The sequence below is a fragment of the Roseomonas sp. BN140053 genome (assembly GCF_047690175.1).
Taxonomy (GTDB): Bacteria; Pseudomonadota; Alphaproteobacteria; order Acetobacterales; family Acetobacteraceae; genus Roseomonas.
This window is the reverse complement of the sequence record NZ_JBLLEB010000021.1, coordinates 37,430-53,317: the sequence shown is the minus strand read 5'-3', so window position 1 is coordinate 53,317 and position 15,888 is coordinate 37,430. Positions and strand designations below refer to the sequence as shown.

Annotated in this window: 21 protein-coding genes and 1 tRNA gene; 8 read left to right on the top strand and 14 right to left on the bottom strand. The window is 73.9% G+C overall.

The window, feature by feature from the left end; all coding sequences use genetic code 11:
* Window positions 1–26 precede the first annotated feature (26 nt).
* Both ACLIBK_RS17450 and ACLIBK_RS17445 read right to left on the bottom strand, forming a co-directional pair.
* Window positions 27–275: a hypothetical protein gene (locus tag ACLIBK_RS17450; RefSeq protein WP_415388563.1), complete on the bottom strand. Its 249-nt coding sequence runs from the start codon at window positions 273–275 to the stop codon at window positions 27–29.
* Between the two features lie 627 nt (window positions 276–902).
* A complete protein-coding gene (locus tag ACLIBK_RS17445) occupies window positions 903–1,211 on the bottom strand; it encodes a hypothetical protein (RefSeq protein WP_415388562.1) in 309 nt (102 codons plus the stop codon).
* 212 nt (window positions 1,212–1,423) lie between these two features.
* On the opposite strand from ACLIBK_RS17445, the gene ACLIBK_RS17440 reads away from it, so the two are divergent.
* Window positions 1,424–1,810, top strand: coding sequence for a hypothetical protein (locus tag ACLIBK_RS17440; protein ID WP_415388561.1), 387 nt, complete (start codon window positions 1,424–1,426; stop codon window positions 1,808–1,810).
* Window positions 1,811–1,828: 18 nt separating this feature from the next.
* Here the strand turns inward: ACLIBK_RS17440 and ACLIBK_RS17435 are convergent, their stop codons facing one another.
* The 4 genes from ACLIBK_RS17435 to ACLIBK_RS17420 all read right to left on the bottom strand — a co-directional run bounded on the left by ACLIBK_RS17435 (window position 1,829) and on the right by ACLIBK_RS17420 (window position 4,764).
* Window positions 1,829–2,029 (bottom strand): KTSC domain-containing protein, encoded by a 201-nt coding sequence (locus ACLIBK_RS17435; protein ID WP_415388560.1) that lies wholly within the window; start codon window positions 2,027–2,029, stop codon window positions 1,829–1,831.
* 87 nt (window positions 2,030–2,116) lie between these two features.
* Complete coding sequence (locus ACLIBK_RS17430; protein WP_415388559.1) at window positions 2,117–2,980, bottom strand: tellurite resistance TerB family protein; 864 nt, start codon at window positions 2,978–2,980, stop codon at window positions 2,117–2,119.
* A gap of 129 nt (window positions 2,981–3,109) precedes the next feature.
* Entirely contained in the window at window positions 3,110–4,036 is a 927-nt protein-coding gene (locus ACLIBK_RS17425) for a CDP-alcohol phosphatidyltransferase family protein (protein ID WP_415388558.1), read from the bottom strand.
* Window positions 4,033–4,764, bottom strand: coding sequence for a phosphatidylserine decarboxylase (locus ACLIBK_RS17420; RefSeq protein WP_415388557.1), 732 nt, complete (start codon window positions 4,762–4,764; stop codon window positions 4,033–4,035). The genes ACLIBK_RS17425 and ACLIBK_RS17420 overlap by 4 nt, the downstream gene beginning before the upstream one ends.
* Before the next feature lie 49 nt (window positions 4,765–4,813).
* Between ACLIBK_RS17420 and ACLIBK_RS17415 the strand changes: the two genes are divergently transcribed.
* Entirely contained in the window at window positions 4,814–5,266 is a 453-nt protein-coding gene (locus ACLIBK_RS17415) for a hypothetical protein (protein WP_415388556.1), read from the top strand.
* Here the strand turns inward: ACLIBK_RS17415 and ACLIBK_RS17410 are convergent.
* On the bottom strand, window positions 5,194–6,582 hold the full coding sequence (locus ACLIBK_RS17410) for a LysM peptidoglycan-binding domain-containing protein (RefSeq protein WP_415388555.1): 1,389 nt from the start codon (window positions 6,580–6,582) through the stop codon (window positions 5,194–5,196). The two genes, ACLIBK_RS17415 and ACLIBK_RS17410, sit on opposite strands and share 73 nt — an antisense overlap.
* Before the next feature lie 61 nt (window positions 6,583–6,643).
* On the bottom strand, window positions 6,644–7,441 hold the full coding sequence (locus ACLIBK_RS17405; protein WP_415388554.1) for a hypothetical protein: 798 nt from the start codon (window positions 7,439–7,441) through the stop codon (window positions 6,644–6,646).
* Window positions 7,442–7,531: 90 nt separating this feature from the next.
* Here ACLIBK_RS17405 and ACLIBK_RS17400 point away from each other — a divergent pair, with 90 nt between their 5' ends.
* Entirely contained in the window at window positions 7,532–8,200 is a 669-nt protein-coding gene (locus ACLIBK_RS17400; protein WP_415388553.1) for a cytochrome b/b6 domain-containing protein, read from the top strand.
* Window positions 8,201–8,271: 71 nt separating this feature from the next.
* Here ACLIBK_RS17400 and ACLIBK_RS17395 read toward each other — a convergent pair whose 3' ends face one another.
* From ACLIBK_RS17395 to ACLIBK_RS17385, 3 genes are all read right to left on the bottom strand, one after another.
* Window positions 8,272–8,736: a cytochrome c gene (locus tag ACLIBK_RS17395; protein ID WP_415388552.1), complete on the bottom strand. Its 465-nt coding sequence runs from the start codon at window positions 8,734–8,736 to the stop codon at window positions 8,272–8,274.
* Between the two features lie 89 nt (window positions 8,737–8,825).
* Window positions 8,826–9,368: an MOSC domain-containing protein gene (locus ACLIBK_RS17390; protein WP_415388551.1), complete on the bottom strand. Its 543-nt coding sequence runs from the start codon at window positions 9,366–9,368 to the stop codon at window positions 8,826–8,828.
* Window positions 9,369–9,385: 17 nt separating this feature from the next.
* Window positions 9,386–10,231, bottom strand: a complete 846-nt coding sequence (locus ACLIBK_RS17385) for a uroporphyrinogen-III synthase (protein WP_415388550.1) — start codon at window positions 10,229–10,231, stop codon at window positions 9,386–9,388.
* A 345-nt stretch (window positions 10,232–10,576) separates the two neighbouring features.
* On the opposite strand from ACLIBK_RS17385, the gene ACLIBK_RS17380 reads away from it, so the two are divergent.
* The gene (locus ACLIBK_RS17380) at window positions 10,577–10,840 is read left to right on the top strand and encodes a DUF3072 domain-containing protein (protein ID WP_415388549.1); all 264 of its coding nucleotides are present in this window, start codon (window positions 10,577–10,579) and stop codon (window positions 10,838–10,840) included.
* Between the two features lie 66 nt (window positions 10,841–10,906).
* On the opposite strand, the gene ACLIBK_RS17375 is transcribed toward ACLIBK_RS17380, so the two are convergent.
* Entirely contained in the window at window positions 10,907–11,479 is a 573-nt protein-coding gene (locus ACLIBK_RS17375) for a Yip1 family protein (protein WP_415388548.1), read from the bottom strand.
* A gap of 161 nt (window positions 11,480–11,640) precedes the next feature.
* Between ACLIBK_RS17375 and ACLIBK_RS17370 the strand changes: the two genes are divergently transcribed.
* On the top strand, window positions 11,641–12,924 hold the full coding sequence (locus tag ACLIBK_RS17370) for an AmpG family muropeptide MFS transporter (protein WP_415388547.1): 1,284 nt from the start codon (window positions 11,641–11,643) through the stop codon (window positions 12,922–12,924).
* Between the two features lie 161 nt (window positions 12,925–13,085).
* Window positions 13,086–13,304, top strand: coding sequence for a DUF2842 domain-containing protein (locus ACLIBK_RS17365; protein ID WP_415388546.1), 219 nt, complete (start codon window positions 13,086–13,088; stop codon window positions 13,302–13,304).
* A 39-nt stretch (window positions 13,305–13,343) separates the two neighbouring features.
* Here ACLIBK_RS17365 and ACLIBK_RS17360 read toward each other — a convergent pair whose 3' ends face one another.
* Complete coding sequence (locus ACLIBK_RS17360) at window positions 13,344–14,093, bottom strand: TorF family putative porin (protein ID WP_415388545.1); 750 nt, start codon at window positions 14,091–14,093, stop codon at window positions 13,344–13,346.
* Window positions 14,094–14,324: 231 nt separating this feature from the next.
* On the opposite strand from ACLIBK_RS17360, the gene ACLIBK_RS17355 reads away from it, so the two are divergent.
* Together ACLIBK_RS17355 and ACLIBK_RS17350 are read left to right on the top strand one after the other, a co-directional pair.
* A complete protein-coding gene (locus ACLIBK_RS17355) occupies window positions 14,325–14,837 on the top strand; it encodes a hypothetical protein (RefSeq protein WP_415388544.1) in 513 nt (170 codons plus the stop codon).
* Window positions 14,838–15,186: 349 nt separating this feature from the next.
* A complete protein-coding gene (locus tag ACLIBK_RS17350) occupies window positions 15,187–15,372 on the top strand; it encodes a hypothetical protein (RefSeq protein ID WP_415388543.1) in 186 nt (61 codons plus the stop codon).
* A gap of 76 nt (window positions 15,373–15,448) precedes the next feature.
* Here the strand turns inward: ACLIBK_RS17350 and ACLIBK_RS17345 are convergent.
* A tRNA-Pro gene (locus ACLIBK_RS17345) sits at window positions 15,449–15,525 on the bottom strand.
* Window positions 15,526–15,888: the final 363 nt, after the last annotated feature.

Sequence of the window (15,888 nt, the reverse complement as noted above, 5' to 3'; positions counted from 1 at the left end):
ACCGGGCAGCACGGGCCCCCGCTGGCTCAAAAGCTGTACTTGCCCTTGGGCGGCTTGGCGGTCTTGACCCGCTCCAGGCTGCTGATAGGCGACGCATCGCGGCCGGACGCCTTGGCGATCTCCTCGTCCTGCTGCTCGATCACCCGGCGGGCACCCAGCTCGCCATCCAGCCCGTTCACCACCGCTTCCGGGACCTTGCGGTTGGAACGGCGGCTGCCGTCCTCATACAACACGTCGAACAGCACGAAGCCGCCGCCGTTGCGCTGCGAAGCCATCACGCAAAACTCCTGCCGCACACGCGCGGGCGTCCCGGTGTTCCGCGCGCTGCTCCGCGGCGGCTGCTCGCGGAGCAGCGCGCCCGCAGGGGCGGGAACGGCCGGAAGGCCGCGGTGACGGGTTCTCGGTTCCTCGACGCTGGCTCCCTGCAGACATCGCCGGCTGCGCCGGCACCGCCCAGGGCGGCTGCCGGCACCCAGGACGTTGCGGAGCCATCACCCCGAAAGATGGTCACGCCGCCGCCCGATGTCCACCGCGGCCACGGGCGGCATGCCGGCCCTGCACCGGCCGCGAGGCAGCAAAAAAGAAGCCCGGCCATTGCTGGCCGGGCGAGTCTAGGGAGGAAACGTGCGGCCGAGTGTAGGCGGGCCGCATCAAGGAAACGCTAACGACGGCCCCGGGTTGCTGCGCCGCAACATAAGCCGGCGGAAAAGCTGTACTCCCCCGCTGGAACGGCGCCGCTGGCACATGGGACCAATCCCGACCACTGGAACGGCGAAGGGCGCCCGGCCGTTGCCGGCCGGGCGCCCCCGCGAGCGGCCCCCATGCGTGTTGCACCGCAGAAGGGCCGCTCTTCCGTTGTCCCACCAGCATCGCCGCAGCGGGTCGCGCCGTCCCGGTGGGGATCAGACCTGGGCCCGACTCCGCTCGCTGCCTTCGGGGACCTCTTCCAGCACCAGCGGCCCGGTTTCGCTCAGCCCCTCGGCACCGCAGCACGGCAGTTCTTCCGCGGCCACCAGGTCCGGGGTCTGCCAGGGATGCGAGGGCAGGCTCCCTTCCCGGTCCCACACCGGCAGGGTGAAGGCGCCGCTGGCATAGCAGCGCGCCCGCTCCGCATTCTCCGCCAGCACCAGGCAGCTGCCGCAGTAGCGGCTCGCCGCCCAGGCCGGATGAGCAAGGGCCTCCGCCACGGGCTTGAGACGAAACATCATCATGACGGCTATACGTTGCACCGCAGCAAACGGATGCAAAAGGGGGTTCGTGTTCACGGGGTTGTCAGACAACGTGACACTTGACGGTCACTGGCAGCACCCGCCGGCGAAACCCCCGCTTCTCGGCTTCTCCGCGAGGTTTGAAGCCCCCTCGCCCGCCCGTCCCGCGTTACGCCCCCGGGGCCGCGGCGGCTCCGCATGGAGGGAGATCGGCCGTGGATGCCGTGAAACTGGCGCGTTTCCTGGGTTGGTTCAGCATCGGCCTCGGCGCCGCGGAGATCCTCGCGGGCCGCTCGCTCGGGCGTTGGCTGGGGATGGAGCGGCGTGCCGGCACCATCCGGCTCTTCGGGCTGCGCGAGGTGGCCAACGGCGCCGCCATCCTGGGCAACCCGACCTCCTCCGCCCTGCTCTGGGCCCGGGTCGGCGGCGACGCGCTGGACCTGGCGACGCTGGGCAGTGCCTTGGTTTACCCGCGGCGGAAGCGGATCAACGCCCGCCTCGCGCTGGGGGCAGTCGCGGGCATCACCCTGCTGGACATCCTGTGCGCCAGCGCGCTGGCCGCGCGGGAACGGGAAACCTCCGCTTGGCGCCCCTGGCGTTGATGCGGCGCGCGGGCGGGCTCAGCCCGCGGTGAAGCGGTCGCGGATGCGGCGGTTGAAGAACTGCCCCAGCGAGCGGGCGCGCAGGAACTGCTCGAACAGGGAACGCGGCACGCCCTGGAACACGTAGGGCTCGCCGCGCCAGTGGAACCACACGGCCAGCTGGGCCGTGTCCTCATCGTGCTCGACGCGGTGAATGGCGGAAGACTGCACTTCGGGCATGGCAACAACGGGCGGCGCGGGCCGCGACCTTTCCTCGGCGGGCGGAACCGGGCAGCGGTCGGAAGGTGCCGGCCGCCCCCGGAAGCCTCAGCCGATATGGGCGGCGTCGGCCTGCCGATCCAGATGCGCCGCCAGCCCCTCCGGCAGCTTCAGCCGGTGCGCCAGCGCTTCCAGATAGGCGCGCTCGGTCGGCTGGTCCGGGTCCACCGCGAGGCGCGAGGCGAGGTACAGCTCCGCCGCCTGCTCCTGGGTGCGGGCCGCGGCCGCCACCTCGGCCGGGCCGATCGGCGCTGCCAGGGTGTCGAACACGAAGGCCTTGGCTTCGGCGTCCAGGCCCAGCTCCTCCACCCGGCCGAAGATGCGGCGCTGTTCCTCGACATCCACGTGGCCGTCGGCCTTGGCCGCGGCGATCATGGCGCGGATCAGCGCCAGCTCGAAGGGCTGGCCGTCCGCGGCGGGGGTCGCCCCCGGCAGGAAGCGCTGTTCCAGCGTCGCCGCTTCCGCCGGCGCGGCCACGGGCGCCTGGGCAGGGGCCTGCCCCTTCTGCCAGTTGTCGAAGGCGCGGCTGGCCAGGGCACCGAGCAGCGCGGCGCCGCCGTGGCTCACCACCCCGCCCAGCCGGCCGCGCTTCTTGCCGCCGCCCACCAGCATGCCCAGCAGGCCGCCGGCCGCCCCGGTGGCCGCGAGCGCCCCGGGACCGCCCATGCCACCCAGCGCCTGCCGCGCCGCGTCCAGCATCCCGCCGCCGCCGGTGCCGCCACCCAGGGCCTGGCGCGCGGCATCCACCATGCCACCGGCCCCGCCCACGCCCGTGGGGTTCAGCCAGGGCGAGCTGCCGGAGCCCTGCTGCGGCGCCACCGCGCCGCCGGTCAGGCCGGACACCCGTTCCAGCGCCGCCGAAGCGGCGCCCGGGCCGAGGAAACGGTCGAGGAGGTTCTTGGCGTCGATCATGCCCATCCATGTCGTGGCCCGGCGGGCGCGCCACAAGATGGACGGATGTTCATGTTACTCTTGGCCGTAGAACCGGCCCGGCGCGGACTCCGCGCCGGGCGTTGCGGGACGCGGGGCCGGCCTGCTGCCTCAGTCCGCGGCGGGGGCGGCGGGCACGGTCAGGTTTTCCGCTTCCTGCCGCAGCCGCAGGTAGGACCGCGAGGCCAACGGCAGCAGCGCGAAATAGATCAGCCCCGCCGCGGCCAGCGCCGCCCAGGGCTCAGCAACCAGCAGCGCGGCATAGGCGGCGGCGCCCAGCAGCAGCGGCAGCACCGCGTCGCGCGGCACCTTGAAGTTCTTGAAGCTCCAGGTCGGCAGGGTGGACACCAGCAGCGCCGCCACCAGCACCAGCAGCGGCGCCACGAAGGCCGGGTGGCGCAGCACCGCCGCCACCCCCGTCAGCCCCCAGCCCTCGAAGGCCAGCGAGGCGAAGACCGGAAACAGCGCCAGCCCGGCGCCGGAAGGCGCGGGCACCCCGGTGAAGAAGGATTGCGCGTAGGCCGGCTTGGGCGGCGGCGGGATCACGCCCTTGGCCAGCGGCACCTGCGCCACATCCAGCGAGGCGTTGAAGCGCGCCAGCCGCAGCGCCATGCACACGGCGAACATCAGGCAGGGGATGAAGCCCACGCCGCGCGCGTCGTGCAGCGTCCACAGGTACAGCACCAGCGCCGGCGCCACGCCGAAGGACACGAAGTCCGACAGGCTGTCGAACTCCGCCCCGAAGCGGGAGGTCGCCTTGAGCAGCCGCGCCAGCCGCCCGTCGATGCCGTCGATGGCGCCGGCCACCACGATCAGCGTCAGCGCCGGTTCCCAGCGGCCGTCAAAGGCGAAGCGCACCGCCGTCAGCCCGGCGCAGAGGCCGAGCATGGTCAGGATGTTGGGCAGCAGCCGGTTGAAGCTCAGCCCCTGCAGCCGCTGCCGGCGGCGGGCATTCAGCCGGAAGCGGCGGCCCCGGCGCGACGCGTCCGAGCCCGGCGCTTCGGGGGGCGCCTCGGGGGGCGGCAGCGCGTCGCTCATCCGATCCCCGGCGTGCTGTCCTGGGCCGAGCCGGCGGCCACGGCGGCGGGTCGCGGCAGCGACAGGTCGGCGATCACCGTTTCGCCGCCGATCATCAGCTGCCCCGGCGCCACCAGCGGGCGCACGCCCTCGGGCAGGTAGAGATCGGTGCGGGAGCCGAAGCGGATGATGCCGAAGCGCTCGCCCGCGCCCAGGCGGTCGCCTTCCCGCACGTGGCACAGGATGCGGCGGGCGATCAGCCCGGCGATCTGCACCACGGCAATGTCACGCCCGTCGGGCAGCCGCATGGCCAGGGCGTTGCGCTCGTTCTCCTCGCTGGCCTTGTCCAGGCTGGCATTGAGGAACTTGCCGGGACGATAGGAAATCCGCGTCACCACCCCATCGGCCGGGGCACGGTTCACGTGCACGTCCAGCACGCTGAGGAAGATCGCCACGCGCCAGCGCGCCGCCTCGCCCAGGCCCAGCTCGGCCGGCGGCACGGCGGGGGAAACCAGCACCACCCGCCCGTCGGCGGGCGCGATCAGCACGTCCGGCCGCGGTGGCGGCACCCGTTCGGGGTCGCGAAAGAAGTACAGGCAGAACAGCACGAAGAGCAGGCCGGGCCAGAACAGCCACTTGCCCACCAGCAAGCCGCCGATCACGGCCACGGCGGCCCCGCCATACAGGAACGGCCGGCCCGCCGGGTGCGGCGGTGCCAGCACCATCTTCACGCTCTGGATCAAGGACATGGTGCCGAGGTTATCACACTGTTCATCGGCGCCGGACAACCCTGGCCCTATGCAGCCGTCCCGCTTCCCCCTCCCGCTCGGGGCCTTCGCCGTGGGCGAGGATTCCAGCCTGTCCCCCCGCGAGCCCGGCACCGAGCCGGCGCTGCGCTTCCTGTGGCGGGGCCATCCCTGCCGCGCCGCCCTGGGGGCGGCGGGGCTGCAACTGTCGGCGGAAGCCGGGCGCGTCCCGTCCACCGCCGGGAATGCCGCGGCGCGCGAGCCGGCCTTCGCGGCGCTGGCCGCCCTGCCCGGCGAGCTGCCGGCGGGCTGGAACCTGGCCCTGCTGCCCGACCACCGCGTCCGGCTGGACGCATCGGCCAGCATCGCCGGCCCCACCACCGCCCCCGCCATCGTGGCGGCGATGGTGCGCTTCGCCTTGGCGCTGGACCCTTACCTGGAGCGGCTGGCCTCGGCCGGGATCGCCGGCGGCGCGTCCGGCACGCCCAGCACCTGCCCGGGATAGATCCGCCGGGCATCGCGGATCTGGTCGCGGTTGGCGGCGAAGATCACGGTGTAGCGGGCGCCGCGGCCGTAGGCCTCGCGCGCGATGCGCCACAGGTTGTTGCCGGGCTGCACCACCACCCGGCCGTCGCGCAGCGTGCCCTCGGGCAGGTGCTCGCGCTGAAAGGCGACCTCCACGCGGGCGGCCACGGCGCCCGGCGCCTCGGCGCGCCCGGGGGACAGCCGGTCCACCCGCAGCGTGTGCCGGCCCGGTTCCGGCAGGGTGTCGGGTGCCAGGGTCCAGCGCCCGGATTCATCGGCCCGCACGTCGCCCAGCAGCCGGTTGTCGGCATAAACCCGCAGCTGCGAGCCGGAGGGCGCGCTGCCGGCAAAGCGCATGTTGCCGGTCTCGTCGTAGTCCACGATGTCCACGCCCAGCGCCGCCGTGCCGCCCTGCAACGGCCGCGGCGCGGCCCCCGGCCCGGGCGGCAGCAGCAGGACCAGGGGCGCCGCGGCCGCTTCCGCCGTGACGGCAGCCGCCCCGCTGCCGGCGGGCGGCACCGCGCCGGTGCTCCTTGCCGCCGTGGTGTCCACCCCCGCCGGGGCCGGCGGATTCGCGCCCGCGCCGCCCGCCGCCGGGCGGTTAGCCGCCCATTGCTCCGCGCCCGGCCGCACCGCCCCCGCCGAGTCCCCGGCCGCCGGTTCCGCCGCCACGCCCGCCCCGGGCCGGGCCGCGGCGCCGGGACGCTCGCCCGCGGGCGGCACGGCGGCCTGGCGCCCGGCCTCGGCCGGCGATTCCCCGCCCGGCGCCCCCCGCGCCACCGCGGTGCCGCCTTCCGGCACCACCACCAGCACCGTGCCCTCGCCCGGCATTTCCTGCCCGTCCGGCAGGCGGGCGCGCAGCGACAATTCCCGCGCCCCCGCGGCCACCGGGCTGTCCGGTAGGATCACCCATTCGCCGCGCGAATCCGCGCGGGTGCGGCCGATCTCCCGCCCGCTTTCCAGCAGCACCACCTCCGCCCCCGGCGTGGCGCGGCCGGCCACCACCGCGTTGCCGCGGGCGCCGACGCGCACGATGTCGAAGCGTGGGGCTTCCAGCCGGCGCGCCGCGGGCGCGGGCGCCACGGCCGGCGCCGCACCGGAGCGCGCGGCCTCGGGCACGGGGGCCGGGCGCGGCGCGGCGGCGGGGGCGGGCAGCGCGGCGGGCGCGGCCGGCGCCGCCGGCCACTGGCCGGGTGCCGGTTCGCGCAGGGTCGGCCAGGCGAACCACGCGCCGGCCGCCGCCCCGCCCAGCACCAGCGGCACGGCCACGAGCACGGTGCGTGTGGCTGTTATCATGGCATCGTAACTACGGCGCGGCGGCCCGGCGGAGCAAGTGCCGCCTGAGCCCCCGCGCGCCTCACCCGCGCAGCCACCACGCCGCCAGCAGCGGCGGCACCGCGGCCAGCGCCGCTGCGGCCGCCGCGGCCAGGGGCGGACGCGCCCGGCCCAGCACCCCCGGCAGCAGCGCTGCCGCCGGGGCGGCCGCCGCGGCCCAGTCCACCGGCGCCGCCCGCCCGGCCAGCAGCAGCGCCAGGCTCGCCGCCAAGCCGCCGGCCAGAACCAGGCGCGACGGCCAGCCCAGCGGTGCCCGCCCGGCCCAGCCGCCCAGGCTGGCGCCTAACCCAGCCAGGGCCAGCCCGGTGGCCAGCCCCGCCGCGCCGGCGATCCACAGCCCCGCCAGGGCAGCGGCAAAACCCACTGCGGCCACCGGTTCCGCCGCCCGGACGCCCAGCGCCCGCAGGAACAACAGCCCGCCCACCGCCGCCGCGCCGCCGGCCGGTGCAGCGCGCCGCCCGTCCGGCAGGCGCAGCGGCGCCCCGGCCAGCCACCAGGCCGCAGCCACCAGCGCCACGCCCGCCGCCACCGGCCCCGCCCGCCCCAGCCTGGGCAGCCCCACGCCGAGCAGCCACAGCGCCGCCAGCAGCGGCAGCAGCCGGTCCGGCAGGCTTCGCGGCCAAGCGCCGGGCAGCGGCAGCAGCAGGACGGCCCCGGCCAGCAGCCCCGCCCCCGCCGCGGCCCCCGCCCAGTTCGGCCGGCGCAGCAGCCGGGCCAGCAGGGCCCAGGCCAGCGCCACCAGCAGCGCCAGGATCGCCGCGTGGGTCCAGCCCGGAATCAGCGCGGGCAGCGCCTCCAGCCGCCGCCACCAGCCCGTCACCGCCCCCTCGCCGGCGCTGCGGACCGCGATCGGCCCTTGCCGTCCACCCGCGGGCGCCGATCATGGGCGCGCGCGAACGGAGGCAGCGGCATGTCGGCAACACGGGTCCGGGTGAAGGTATGGGACGGCTGGGTCCGGCTGGTGCACTGGGGCATCGTCGGGCTGCTGGGCTTCTCCTGGTGGACGGCCGAGACCGGGCGCATGGACTGGCACCTGCTGTCCGGCTTCGCGGTGCTGGCGCTGGTGCTGTTCCGCCTCGCCTGGGGCTTTCTCGGCTCCGACACGGCGCGCTTCTCGCGCTTCCTGCGCTCCCCGGTCGAGGCGCTGCGCCACCTGTCCCACCTGTCCCGGCGCGAGGCCGACACGGAGCTGGGCCACAACGCCGCCGGCGGCTGGATGGTGCTGGTGCTGCTGGCGGTGCTGCTGGTGCAAACCGTCACCGGGCTGATGGCGGACGACCAGGTGCTGACCCACGGCCCGCTGGCGCGGCATGTTTCGGGGGACACCAGCGACCTCGCCTCCTCCATCCACGTGTCCAACTTCTGGATCGTGCTGGCCCTGGCCGGGCTGCACGTGCTGGCGGTGCTGGCCTACGCGGTGCTCAAAGGCCAGGACCTCGTGCGGCCGATGGTCACGGGGGTGAAGCGCCTGCCGGCCGAGTTCGCCGGCCGCGCGCCGCGCCTGGGCAGCCCCGCCCTGGCCGCGCTGCTGCTGGCCCTCGCCGTGGCCGCGGTCTGGGGCATCAGTCGGCTGGGTTGAGGCCGGCGCCCGGCGATGAACAGCACCGGGGCCTAGGGGGACGCCGCTTCTTCCGGAGCCCCCCCGTCCGCTCAGCGGCCGCGGAAGTTGCGGTGGCAGCCGCCGCAACTGGCGCCCATGGCCTGGAAGGCGGTGGCCGTGGCCGCCGCGTCGCCGCTGGCCGCGGCGCGCCGCAGATTCCCCGCCGCTTCCGCCGCCGTGGCCGAGGCGCGCTCGAAGCCGGCGCGGTCGGACCAGACGGAAGCCAGCGCCTTGGTGTCGCCCGTTTCGGTGCCCGGCGGAAACAGCGCCGGCAGGCCGACGAAGTAGCTCTGCATCTCCGCCGCCCGCGGCACGATGGAGGCGATGTCGCCGCGGCTGTCCAGCACGGCCTTGATGGCTTCCAGGTGCCGCTGGTTGGCCTTCATCTCGTCCTTGCGCTGGGCGATCGGGTTGGCCGACACCGCCGGGGGCGTCGGGGCCGTGCCGGTTCCCTGCGCCGCCGCCATTCCGATCCCGGCCACCACCAGCCCCGCCGCCAGCCAACCGCTCCGCATGACGCGAATCTCCCGTGTTCGTGTGCGGCAGCGTGGCACGGGCGGGGGGGATGCAGGCAAGGGCTTCAACCCTGCCTTCGGAGCGCCGCTCACACCACCCGCAGCGGCCGCGGCGGGCCGGGCGGCAGCTCGACCCGGATGGGGTCGCCGGGATGCACCTCGCCGCCCGCCAGCACCACGCCCATGATCCCGGCCCGGCGCAGCAGCCGCCCCGCGGCGTCGCGGTCCAGCACGGCCTGCCGGAGGCCGGGGCGGAAGCGGTCCAGCTGCCCGCAGGGGTGCCGCAGCCCCGTCACCCCCACCACCGCCGCGCCGCCCAGGTGCAGCCGCGCCCCTTCCGGCAGGGCCAGCAGATCCAGCCCCGCGGTGGTGACGTTTTCCCCCATCGCGCCGGGCGCGACGTTGAAGCCGCGCCCGCGCAGCTCCGCGTGCAGTTCCGCCGCGAGGAGATGCACCTGCCGCAGGTTGGGCCGCGTCGGGTCGGCGGCGCGGTCGAAGCGGTGCTGCACCGTGGCGCCGCGATGCGCGTCGCCCTCCACCCCTTCCCCGGCCAGGAGGCGGATGAACAGTTCCTCGGGCTTGGAGAAGCGGTGCGCGCCGCCGCGGCAAACGGCGACCACGCGGGCGGTCACGGCGCGCGCCGCCGCCGTCAGCCGATCGCCGCCACGATCGCGCCCAGCATGGGCTTGAGGTGGAAGTTCTCCCCCGGCTGCATCGCCACCACGCCGCCGGCCTCCTCCACGGCCCGGGCCACCACCGGGCCCACGGCGGCAATGCGGGTGCGGCGCAGCGCCTCGGCCAGCCGCGCTTCCGTGCCGGCGGCCCTGGCCACCTCGCGCAGCCGGCGCACCTGCGGCGAGGAGGTGAAGGCGATCAGGTCCACCTCGCCCGCCGCCATGGCCTCGATCACGGCGGCGACGCGGCCATCCTCCTCCCGGGAAGCGTAGACGTAGGGCGTCACCGGGTCGGGTGCGGCGCCGCGCTCGCGCAGGAAGCCCAGCAGGGCCTCGTTGGGGTTGTCGGGATAGAGCTGCACCCCGACGCGGCGGCCCGCCAGCGGCAGGTTCTCCAGCGCCGCGATCACCCCGGCGGTGGTGGGCAGATCGGCGGAAATGTCGGGCGCCAGCCCGATCGTGCGCAGCCGCGCCGTGGGCTTGGGGCCGCGCACGATCCGCCGCACCCCGGCCAGGGCGGCGCGGAACCCGTCCTCCAGCCCGGCGCGCCCGGCCACGCCCAGTAGGCGCGACAGCCCTTCCCCGGTCAGCAGGATCAGGTCGTCCGGCGGGTTGGCCAGGAAGCGGTGCAGCCAGTCCTCGATCGGCGCGGGGTCGGGGGCGTCCAGGATGGCCACCAGCGGGCAGCGGATCACCGCGGCGCCCTGCCGTTCCAGCATCCGCGCCATCACCTCCAGCTCGCGCGTTTCCGGCACCACCACGCGCCGGCCCGACAGCGGCCCGGCCGGCCCTTCCGCCGCGGTGTTCATCGTGCCGCCCATGCCCCGCTCTCCCGTCGCTGCGCGGGCAGTCTAGTGCGCCCTGGGGACGGGCGCAGCCGCCGGCTCGGCCGGGCAGGCTTGAGCGGCACGGCGGCATCCGGAAAGCTGAGTTCGAGGCTAAACAGGCCTGCCGGGCCTGGCCGCAGGCGCGACGGGGCCGTCGCCGCCCTGCGGGCGCGGCGCCGGGGCCCGCGCCGTGCTGGCGCTGTTCGAGAAGCCAGACGCCTGGCAGGGCTGCCCCACCCCACTGCCCGACCCCTGACCGGCGGTCGTGCCGACGCTGCGTGCAACCAAGTCATGCAGCGAACGTTTAGAGAACAAGCAACGCCACCAGGAACCCGACCCATGGCCCAGACCAAGCAGGACACGCCCCGGCACGACGCCCCCGCGGACGACACCAACCCCAAGTCCCACCCGGAGCCCAACTCCAACGCCGTCAAGGACCCGGATGACTGGACCACCGGCGACGAGGAGATGACCGGCGCCCAGGCCAGCTACCTCAAGACGCTGAGCGAGCAGGCCGGCGAGGAGTTCGACCCCAGCCTGAACAAGGCCGAGGCGTCCAAGCGCATCGACGCGCTGCAGGAAAAGACCGGCCGGGGCCGCTGAGCCGCCCCTCCTTACCGCCGGACGTGAAGGTTCCGGGGCCGCGCTTCGCCGCGGCCCCGGTGCCGTTCAGAAGGCTAGGGCGAGCCCGGCCAGGAAGCCGATCAGCACGTTGACCACGATGGCGCAGGCGATCAGCGCCAGGGTGAACACCAGCCGCCGGTCCTCCGGCACCCGCACCACGATGGGGATGCCGACCCAGAGGATGTAGAGGCTGTACAGGCCCAGGAAGGCCAGGAAGGCCAGCGGGGGCACCAGGAAGAAGATCCCCACCAGCCAGGACGCGGTGGGCGAGTACACCGCCAGCTTCATCGCCTGCAGCGGGTCCGCCGTGCCGCCGAAGCGCGGCGCCAGGAACTCCACCAGCTTGGCCAGCACGAAAACGCCCAGCAGGCCCAGCACGTAGGACACCACCGCGGCCACCAGCGCCGACACCAGCCCGATGCGCAGCCCGGGGTCGACCCGGCTGAGCGCCCCGCCCAGCAGCAACGTGCCGATGAAGCTCGCCACCGCCGGGATCGCCGCCATCGGCACGGCGTAGCCGGTGAAGTGGTCGGCCGGGCGGCCGCCCTCCCCCGCGATCAGCCGCCATTCCGCGGCGGGTTGCAGGATCAGGCCCTTAGCCCGCGATACGATGTTCATTCCCGACACCCCTGCGCGAATCGCGACGACGCGTTCACGGCTTCGGGAGATGTTGCGGGCACTGAACGACCCCGTCCAGCCCGCGCAACGGCGCTTCCCGGATGGCCACGGTGCGCCGCCGCGCGCTTCCGGACCGGCGGCACTTGCGGCAGGGTGCCGCCGTGACACGCCGCTTCCGCCTCCCCGACCGAAGCCTCCTGGTGCTGCTCGCCCTCGGCTTCTCGGCCGGGGTGCCGCTGCCGCTCACCGCCTTCACCCTGCGGCAATGGTTCTCGGAATCCGGGGTGACGCTGACGGCGATCGGGCTGACGGCGCTGATCGGCCTGTCGTACTCGCTGAAGTTCCTGTGGTCGCCGCTGCTGGACGCCGTGCCGCCGCCGCTGTTCCGCCGCTGGGGACGCCGCCGCGGCTGGCTCGCCACCATCCAGATCCCGCTGGCGCTCGCCATCGCCGGCCTCGGCTTCACCGACCCGGCCACCGCGGCCATGACCACCGTGCTGGTGGCGGTGCTGGTGGCCTTCCTGTCGGCCAGCCAGGACATCGTGGTCGACGCCTGGCGCATCGAGGTCCTGCCCGAGCGCGAGCAGGGCTACGGCCTGGCCTGCTACGTGTGGGGCTATCGCGGCGCGCTGCTGGCCAGCAACGCGGGGGCGCTGACGGTGGCCGAGTTCGCCGGCTGGACGGCGGCCTTCGGCTACTGCGCCGCGCTGATCGGGCTGGGCTTCCTGGCCACCGCGCTAGCCGACGAGCCCGAGGCGCCGCACCCGGCGCAGCTGCGCTGGTCCACGCGCCTCCGCGCGGCGGTGGTGGAACCCTTCGGCGAGTTCCTCCGCCGGCCGATGTGGCTGCCCATCCTGCTGTTCGTGGCGCTGTTCAAGCTGGGCGAGGCCCTGGCCGGGGTGATGACCGCGCCCTTCTACCGCGAGATCGGCTTCTCGCGCACGGAGGTAGCGGCAGTGGGCAGCGTGTTCGGCCTGTTCGCCACGCTGCTCGGCGCCCTGGCCGGCGGCTGGCTGGTGGCGCGGCTGGGCACGGCGCGCGCCCTGGTGCTGACCGGGCTGGGGCAGATGCTGTCCAACCTGATGTACGTGGTGCTGGCCCATGCCGGCCACGACGTGCCGACCCTGTGGCTGCAGGTGGGGATCGAGAACGCCACCGACGGCCTGGCCGACGCCGCCTTCGTCACCTACCTGTCGGGCCTCACCAGCCGCGCCTTCACCGCCACCCAGTACGCGCTGCTGAGCTCGCTGGCCGCGGTGCCGCTGCGCACCCTGGGCGCATCCTCCGGCTGGCTGGCCGAGGCGCTGGGCTGGCCGGACTTCTTCCTGCTGACCACCGCCGCCGCCCTGCCGGCCATGGCGCTGATGCTGTGGATGCTGCGCCGCCTGCCGCCCGCCCCGCCGCAGCCCGGCGCGGCACCTGCGGCCGCAGAAACCACGGCCTGAGAACGAGGCCGCAGGCGCTGCCTGCCCGGGGCCCTCGCCGGCTCGCGCCCCGACCGCAGCGGCACCGGCAGCCCGGGCCGGGGTCTCGGACGCCCGCCACCCGGCCGCTCCCCACCCGCGGCCCTTGAGGCGACGGGGCGACTAGGGCATTGCCCTGCGGCATGAACCGCCTCGCCATCGCCATCCTGCTCGGCCTGTCCGGCCTGCTGCTCTACGTGGTGGCGGTGGTGGCGCTGGCGGATTTCGTGATCGGGCTGCACTGGACGGTGCAGGCGCTCTACTACCTCGTCACCGGGCTCGTCTGGGCGATCCCGATTTCCTGGCTGATGCGCTGGGCCGCCCGCGGGCGCGCGCCCGCCGGGGATGCGCGGGAAGGCTGAGAACCCTTCCCGCGTCGCCGAGCCCCGTAAGGCGAGCCCTCAGAAGGTGTGGCTGACGATCACCATGGCGCGGGCATCGCAGATCTTCTGCCCGCCGCCGCATTCGCGCTTGCTGACGTTGGTGTCGAAATAGCCCACCGTGACCAGGAAGCCGAAGAAGTCGCGCGACAGCGTGACGTTCCAGTTGGCGAAGTTCGGCAGGCCGTAGCGCTCGTTGCGGTCGATCCACTGGTAGCCGGCGCGGCCCGCGAGGGTCAGGTCCAGCGGCAGCTTCACCTCGACGCCACCCTCGACATAGACGGCGTTGCGCGATTCCAGCTGGAAGTTGGGCGAGTAGAAGGCCGAGCCCAGCAGCTTCACCCGCTCGAACTCGTAGGACAGCTTGGCCGCCACCTCGAAGTAGCTCAGCTCGAAGCCGCCGGCCGGGGCGCTGTAGCCGGGGTACACGTAGCCCACGGCGCCCAGGTCCACCGACAGCGCGTCCACCTTGAAGCGGTACCCGCCCAGGATGTCCACCTCCTGCCGGGCGTCGGTGGCCTGGAAGGCGACGTTGGACACGAAGGCGCCGATGTAGAAGCCCGTCTCGTGCTGCAGGTCCACCGTGGCCTGCACCGCCCCGCGGTTGCGGGTCTGGCTGACGCCGCGGAACAGGTAGTCGCTGGACACGCTGGGCGTCAGCGTCAGGGTCAGGCCGCCCGGGATCTCGATCTGGGCCGCGGCCGGCTGCGCCACCGCGATGCCCAACGCGCAGGCAATCGCGGCCAGCGATCGTTGCAGAAGCTTGTTCACTGAATTCGTCCCCCTCGCACGCATCGGCGTGCCCGAAGGGGCCAAGCAAGCGGCGTGCAACTCCGGACCGGATGAGGCGATGCGGGATCCGGCAGCACGGCCCACGGGCCGCATGAGCCGGCGTGCTGATGGCAAGAATTGACCTTGGCCAGTGCGGTCCGAACTTCTGCTCAGCCGCCGATGTGTGTAGGCCTTCCGTTCGACCAGCCCTTCAGGGATCAAGAAGCACCGATGCTCCAGGCCCTTACCAGCGGCGGTTCGGTGGCCACGCTCCTCCTGGCCTTCTTTGGCTTCTGGGGACTGCTCGGCCTGCTGCGCTTCCAGCGCCGCGGTGTCGGCTTGAACACCGGCCTGATCCCGCGCTTCGGCCGAAGCTCCGCGACCGGCACCGACGCACGGCTGCTGGACGACGCTCATCCCCATGGCGAGATGCTGGCGGGAAACCTCGATGTGGAGGTGATCGTCCACTATGTCGCACCCTCCGGGAAGGTGGCGCCGCAAGCCATCCGCATGGCGCGCATCTACGGCGAACGCGGGCCACAGGGGATGCAGATCAGCGGCATCATGGCGGCGCCCAAGCCGCCGGTGAAGCTGGGCCTCATGTACCAGTTCTACCGCATCCGCGCCCTGGAAGAGCCCCATGGCGGCGCGACCATCCTGGATGAAGTCGCCAAGGCGTGCTGGATCGCCGAAGCCGGCGGCCTGTTGCGTGCGCCGCAGGGGCAGCACAACGATCCGGCCTGAGGAACCCACCGGAAAAAGAAAAGGCGGCGCCCGAAGGCACCGCCGAGTTTAGGGAGGAAACGTCCAAGAATGCAGCAACCCGGGAGAACCGGCTTGCTGCGCTGCACAATCTCGGCCCGGTATACGGTTTTGACAAGCCGATTCCGCACTGCTGACGAAAAACTGAGCGGCGGATTGCTCCCGGGGTGGCCGGGCCGCCGCACTCCTCCCCTCTCGCGATGCTCCCCTCCCCTGTGACGAAGGTTTCGGCAAGAAAACGCGCAGTTCCGTGAAGGACGGCGGGATTGTTGAACCGAAAAGGGTTCAGCAACACTTCGCCCACAAGAAGAAACCCCGGAAGGAGCGCCCCATGCGATTCGTAGCCAATGTGGTGGAAATCGCGGCCGAATATTTCCAGGCGATCTGGACGCTGGAACCGGATGACCCGGACGCCCAGCCCAGCCTGTGCCACGCCCGCTTCTTCAACAGCCGGGCCGAGGCCCTGCGCTGGATCGACGCCCAGGCTGCCGGCCGAACCATCAGCTGGGAAGTGTGAGAACCGCGGCACTGCCACGAAGGCCGAACCGACCGCTGCGGCCGGACCTGTGCCCATCCGGGCCAGGGCGAGGCGGTGGTCGGAGCGAGAGGATTCGAACCTCCGGCCCCTGCGTCCCGAACACAGTGCTCTACCAGGCTGAGCTACGCTCCGACGCGCCTCGCGCCGCTGGGGGCGGGTGATCCATCCCCGGCGGCGTGCGGGGGCTCCATACCGCCCGTGGGCCGAGCCGGCAAGCCCACCACGGCATGTTCTTTCCCGCATACCGCATGGCCGCCCTGACCGCAGCAGTCAGGCCACCATGGCGCAGGGGAATGCCTCGCGGGCACCCACCCGGCCGTACCGTTCAGGAAGCCCTCCTGCGGCCCTTCCCCGGCCCACGGAGCCCGGCAGCGGGCGCAGCCCTCCCCAATTCCCAGGCCCCAAAACGGAACCGGCCGCTGCCCCCAAATCGGAAGCAGCGGCCGGAACCAAATTCGGCGCGTGGAAGGGCGAAGCAGACCCGGCTGGCAGACC